This is a genomic window from Symbiopectobacterium sp. (genome assembly GCF_051710365.1).
GTDB lineage: Bacteria > Pseudomonadota > Gammaproteobacteria > Enterobacterales > Enterobacteriaceae > Symbiopectobacterium.
The window spans coordinates 47795-54298 of record NZ_JBPETA010000001.1 but is presented as its reverse complement, the minus strand read 5'-3'; the positions used below and the strand labels follow the sequence as shown (position 1 = coordinate 54298).

Genomic DNA, 6504 nt, shown 5'->3' with positions numbered 1-6504 from the left:
TCAGTATTGGTGACAGACCACCACAAGTATCCAACCTCAATTCTGTTCACAAGACCATCGTTGATGTTCTCGGCGAGCGATACCGTCGAATTTATTCTTAAAGTAGGTGCGGAATGACGGATCAAAAGGTCATTGCCACCCACGGCGAAGATCTCACGCACTAAAAATGGCGCAAAAAAAACGCTTGCCAATAAACGGCAAGCGTTGAATAGGATCAGGTCATAAAAGACTACAGTAGAGTGCCTCACTCAACGTAATGTCCGAAAAGTCCGATGGTGTCGTGAAATGCAGTGAAACGGCTAATCACAACGTCATCTGGAGGTGGACGATAGGCACCTGTAAACGGCTCTGCGTCATTCCCAGGATTATGAAGCCGAAGCAAACATAGAAGGCGGAATGAGCATCTACGGGGTCATATTAGCATGAACCGTGCCAGATCGTCGCCACATTGAAAAAAACAAACCAATCTAATTTATTGAAAAATATATAATTTAAAATACATCGCTTTCGCAATTTATCCTCTCGACTGACAGCTTGCGCCAAGCATGAATAACCCAACTGTCTCCATATAGAGACACAATGTTGGGCTTTGTTTTTTCATGTTTTATTTCAATCACTTAAATGTCTCTAAATGGAGACATTTAAACAGGGCTTCTGTCGCCATTTTCCAACAGTCTGCTGAACTATCCCGCAATAAAGTCACGCAGATCCTGATGTAACTGTTGCAGCGATTTTTCATCAAGATAAGGCAAATGTCCCGACTCATACCGATTAAATTGGAGATTAGCGCGCAGTTTTTCAGGCAAAGAGAGGTGATTGAGGTGATATTGCGCGACAAAGTAAGGCGTCGCCAAATCGTAGATCCCCCCGAGCACCATCACTTTCATGCGCGGATTCATTTTCATGGTTTCGGACAATGCAGGCAGTAGATTGAAAGAACGGTTTTCTGGCGTCATATTCCAATAGTAAATGGCATTCGAGTCAGAAACATAATCTTGCACCGTATTCACGTTCAATGCTTTTGCCAGATAGTCGCGATACGCGGAAATAAACCCGGAGCCGATAGTCATAACCGGATCGTAATCGCTCCGCGCAGCCATTTTATCCAGCGAGGCTCCTCGATAACGGCCGTCAGCACGGCTGACCGTATCGCCCTGCTCTGCCAGCAGTTTTTTAACAAACAGCGGGCCTGAAACGCGCAAATCGGCCTTAACCCATTCCCGCGCGGGTATACCGGTATAGCGAGCAAGTTGCTTAGCAAGCTCTGCTTTCTGCGATTCTGGCAAGAGATTGCCCTGAGCCAACGCCTGTGCATAGGGACCAAGGGAAAACTGTTCAACCTCAGTCAGCAAATGATCCAGATTTTCTGCGACATTTGCCGGATGCTGATAGTAATGGGCTATTGCCGCATAGGTTGGCAACGCCAGATAATAGGGCTGATCGATGCCGGGGTTGGATTCGGGACGATCGATATCAATATCCTGGCTCAAATACTGCGACAGCAAAATAATACCGTTAACATCGACGTTGTGCTGCACCTTCAGCCGGTTTGCCAGCGCCACCGTACGCGTCGTGCCGTAGCTCTCACCAAGCAGGTAACGCGGCGCATTCCAGCGCTGATAGCGACTCAGAAACTGCGTGATAAATTGCGCAAACGCGTGTGCGTCTCCATTAATACTGTAGGTGTCATTCTCTTTTTGACGCTTCTGCGCCTGCCGCTCCTGAACATTGGCCGCATGGCTGATAAACTGACCAAACCCGGTGCCCGGCGCATCGATAAAGACCAGATCGCTGACATCAAGCAGAGAATAGGCATTATCGATAACCGGATAAGGCGGCAATACGGGTTTATCTGGCGTGCTGGTGACCACCCGCTTTGGCCCTAAACCGCCCATATGCAGCCACACGGAAGAAGAACCCGGTCCGCCGTTATAGATAAACGTGATCGGCCGATTCTCCGGCTTCGCCGTCTTATCTACCGACTTGAAGTAGGCCACGTAGGACAAGGTCGCGATGGGTTCGTCGGGATCGTCCGTATTCAGTGCTAATGCGCCCGCTTCGGCACGATAATTAAGGCGCCCCTGGTTAAGTTTCACTTGCCCTTCACTCATCACAACATCACTCGGCGCCGGAGCCTGTTCTGGTACTGGCGGCGGTGATGCCATGGCAAACGCGGAGCTTAAGCATAAAGACATCATTATAAAAACAAAACGTTGCAAGTTATTCATGGTATTCCTTTTACATTATCGTCCTTATGGGAACCATTTCGTTTCCGATGTCCATCCCCTCAATTTCATGCACTGATTGAAAAGGGCCTGGCGGCTACCGCTATTAACATCCATCACATAACTTTGTGTTTCTGGTCGTTGCCCGCTGATATATTTTTCATTTTTACAGTCGTCCTTTTTTCCACACGGCAAATAGTAGGACGTATATTGCGTTCGCTGCGCCACTTCATTTTTCACAGGGAATTTTTCTTCGCTCAGCGTTTCACAGGCACCTTTCGAGATGGTGAAATCCTCAGCGTTAGCGCTACTTTTCACCCATTGCGTCGTACAACCAGAAAGCAGAAGTGTGGCAAACAATAATGTAAACTTAATATTCATTTCGATTCCTTTTAATACAGATTTTTTACCTTCGGCATAAAATTGTATTATTGTTTCATTTCTTGAATAGCAATTTATACAATCAATGACACATCGTTTAACTTGTGTTTAGTATTAAAAAGGGAAATATCGAACAAGAAATGAAAAGTATTTGGCTGTTTTGTCTAAATAAAAACAGGGATATAGCCTTAATGATTTGCAGTACAAGACAACAAGTTAACGCATTGAACGGCACCAGCAAACGCAACGTGAAGTATGACGGGTATAAATAGATTATCCGCGCCGTGAACACGGCGCGGATGAAAACATCAGCGAGAAGACAGTTGTTCCAGGCTCTGTTTCGCCAACTGATGGAGGTAGTGCGCGGTAGGGAACAGTGCGCTGTCATCAACCCGGAATTTCGGATGATGCAGTGCATAAGGCCCGCCCGAACCGACCATCATGAATGTACCCGGCAGTTTTTGCTGATAGCTGATAGAAGGCAAAATCCTCGCCAATCGGGCTGGCATCCACGCGGCGCGCTTCAAAACCTTCTTCATCGGCAACACACAGGGCAAAATCCACCCATTCCTGCGTATTGACCACGGACGGCGGTCCGGCGTGCCAGATAAACTCGAGCTCAGCGCCAAAGGTGCTGGCAATACCTGCCACAATCTGGCGAAAGCGCTGTTCAATCAGATCGCGCGCTGTCTGGCTAAAGGTGCGTACCGTACCTTCCACGTAGGCGGTATCCGGGATCACGTTCCAGGAGCTGCCACTGTGTACCTGAGTGATTGACACCACGGCGGTATCATCCGCTGGCACCGTGCGGCTGATAATGGTCTGCACCGCGCTAATCAACTGGCCGAGAATGATAATGGGGTCGTTGCCTTCATGAGGTTTGGCCGCATGGCAGCCTTTGGCAGCAATCTTGATTTCAAAACGATCCACGCCTGCCGTCAACGCGCCATCTTTACCACCGACCACGCCAACTGGCAGCGTTGGGTCGTTGTGAATGCCAAAGATGGCTGCCGCATTATCCAGCGCACCGGTCGCGATCACTTCTGGCGCGCCCAGCCCGGTTTCTTCCGCCGCCTGGAACAGAATGCGCACAGTGCCCTTTAGCTCGGACTCGATGCCTTTAAGCAAAATGGCGGCACCCAGCGCGGCGGATGAGTGAAAGTCGTGCCCGCAAGCGTGCATCACGCCCTGACGCTGAGAGGTGAATTCCACGCCGGATTCTTCTTCAATCGGCAGTGCGTCGATATCTGAACGCACGATAACCAACGGGCCATCCTGCACGCCGCCGACTTCAGCGACCAGACCGGTTTTCAATGGCAGATCCAGAATGCGGATGCCTTCCTTCTCCAGCGCGGCGCGAATTTTCTTGGTGGTTTCAAATTCCTGGTTGGATAATTCGGGGTTCTGGTGCAAATCATGCCGGAACGCCTGAATAAATTGCGCTAACGGCGCATGTTGAGGTGCTGTTTTCACGATGTCTTCTCCACACTGTCCGTGCTTAACGCCGCAGGATAAACCCGCGGCGCGCAGGGTATTTTATCTAAATAGCTTGTTATCACCGCATCGTCAGATGTCGTATTCCGTATGTTCCGGCATCTTGGTCATCTGACGTAAGAAACGCTGCGTCTGCGGGTTGTCAGAGAAACTGATCACCTGCTCGGCGGGCCCCTTGCTCGACGATATGCCCGTCGGCCATGAAAATAACCCGATCAGCAACTTCTTTGGCAAACTGCATCTCATGGGTCACGATAACCATAGTGGTGCTGTTTTTCGCGAGATTTTGAATCACTTGCAGCACTTCGTGCACGCGTTCCAGATCCAGCGCCGAGGTAGGTTCATCAAACAGAATGGCTTTCGGGTCCACGGCCAGCGCGCGCGATACCCACGCGCTGCTGCTGCCCGCCGGACAAGGTCACCGGATACTGATGGGCTTCCGGCAGTAGGCCAACCTGCTCGATAAGCCGAAGCCCAATCTCCTGCGCCTACTTCTTCGGCATTTTTTTCACCACGATCAATGCTTCAGTGATGTTTTCCAGCGCGGTTTTATTCTTGAACAGGTTGTAGTTCTGGAACACCATCGCGGTGTGCTGACGCAGTGCGTAGGCTTCCTTGGTGCTATAACGGCGTGTATCCAGTACGCGATCGCCAATTTCAATCGTGCCGGACTCCGGTTTTTCCAACAGGTTGAGGCAGCGCAGCAGGGTGGATTTACCCGACCCTGAAGGGCCGATAATCGCCACCACTTCGCCCTGTGCGATATCCAGACTGATATTGTCCAGCACCGCTTTGTCGCCAAAGCGTTTTGAGAGGTTTTTTACACTGATCATGGCGGCGTCTCCTTAGCGCTGTAATGAGTGGTTCAGTTTCTTTTCCAGCCAGTTTTGCAGTCTGGAATAAACAATGATGACCAGCCAATAAATCAGCCCTACCACCAGGAAGGTTTCAAAGAAACGCAGCGATTCTGCGGCGATCATTTTACCTTCAGCAAACAGTTCAGATACGCCAAGTGCAAAGGCTACCGAGGTGTCTTTGATCAGCGAGATAAAGGTGTTACCTGTGGCAGGCAGCGCATTGAGCATCGCCTGCGGCAGTACGATACGGCGGTAAATCTGCGAACGATTCATGCCGATCGACAGCCCGGCTTCCGTTTGTCCCCAATCGACCGAGGCCAGCGCAGCGCGGAAAATCTCCGCCATGTACGCCGAGGTTTTCAGGCTAAAGCCGATAATCGCCGCCGACATCGCGGTCAGATCGCTCAGCGCCGGGAACAGCTGCGGCAAACCGAAGTAGATGATAAGCAACTGAACCAGCGACGGAATGCCGCGAAACAGCGAGATATAAAACTCAATCACCTTCACCAATACCGTGATCTTGCTTTCCCGCAGCAGCGCTAGCACCAGACCCAGTATCATGGCGAAAATCATGGATACCACGGCTAACAGCAGCGTGGTCGGTAAATAGAGCAAAACCTGAGGAAACACCTTCAGCAGGTAAGCAAAATCGATATTCATGAGCAGTACCATTAATGCTTCCACCGGCGCAAGCACCGGTGGAAAAGAGATGACAAAAAGCGCGTCGGTTAGTGTGCTTGCGGTGCGGTAGTAATGTCCTCACCGAAATATTTCACGGAAATCTCTTTCAGACGGCCATCAGCACGCATTTTCGCCAGCTCAGCATTGAACTGCTCACGCAGTTTGTCGCCTTTTTCATCTTTGTGGAACGGGAAGCTGACTTCCTCGATCACCAGCGGATCGCCAACCAGTTTGAACGGCAGGTTGCGCTTGTTGATTTCAGCCAACAGGATCGGGCGGGAGTTTACATAGCCTTCCACGCGCTTGGACAACGCATCATTCATTGCGCCATCGCGGGTTTCATAGGTGCGGATGGTCACGCTGCCGTCAGCAAAGTCTTTCCTCAGTTTATTCAAGTGGTTATAGCAAAATACTCCCGCCACTGTTTTGCCTTTCAGGTCATCCAGCGTGTTGATATTGGTGTTATCTTTGTGCGTAACAATCTGGCTGCCGTAGTAGATGTATACATCGGCAAAGTTATACTTTTCTTTACGCGCCGGCGTGATCGCCACGACGTTAGCCACGGTATCGAGTTTGTTCGCTTCCAACTACCCCATCAGGCCGCTGAAATCGGCGGTAACCCACTCGATTTTGTAATTCAGATCTTTCGCGATGGTTTCAGTGACTTCAACGTCAAAACCCACCAACTTGTTATCTTGCTTAAAGCCGCTCGGGTAGCTTTGTCCGGTAGAACCTACGCGCAGCACCGTGCTGGCTTCTCCGCCCGCCGCCGCTCTTTTGTCCTGAGAGTCACAGCCCGCCATTAGAAAGGCAGTGGTAAGCGCTAACGCAGACAAAGTCAGTTTTTTCATTATCATGTTCATGCC

Annotated in this window: 3 protein-coding genes and 3 pseudogenes; all 6 read right to left on the bottom strand. The window is 50.3% G+C overall.

The window, feature by feature from the left end; genetic code table 11:
- Positions 1–683 precede the first annotated feature (683 nt).
- Positions 684–2198: a S10 family peptidase gene (locus tag ACTBDZ_RS00230; protein WP_438813756.1), complete on the bottom strand. Its 1515-nt coding sequence runs from the start codon at positions 2196–2198 to the stop codon at positions 684–686.
- 54 nt (positions 2199–2252) lie between these two features.
- The gene (locus ACTBDZ_RS00225) at positions 2253–2606 is read right to left on the bottom strand and encodes a hypothetical protein (RefSeq protein WP_222158873.1); all 354 of its coding nucleotides are present in this window, start codon (positions 2604–2606) and stop codon (positions 2253–2255) included.
- A 308-nt stretch (positions 2607–2914) separates the two neighbouring features.
- Positions 2915–4079 (bottom strand): annotated as a pseudogene (locus ACTBDZ_RS00220) (amidohydrolase).
- Positions 4080–4172: 93 nt separating this feature from the next.
- Positions 4173–4933 (bottom strand): annotated as a pseudogene (locus tag ACTBDZ_RS00215) (amino acid ABC transporter ATP-binding protein).
- Between the two features lie 12 nt (positions 4934–4945).
- Entirely contained in the window at positions 4946–5617 is a 672-nt protein-coding gene (locus ACTBDZ_RS00210) for an amino acid ABC transporter permease (RefSeq protein WP_438813760.1), read from the bottom strand.
- Between the two features lie 68 nt (positions 5618–5685).
- A pseudogene (locus ACTBDZ_RS00205) lies at positions 5686–6495 on the bottom strand (transporter substrate-binding domain-containing protein).
- Positions 6496–6504 lie beyond the last annotated feature (9 nt).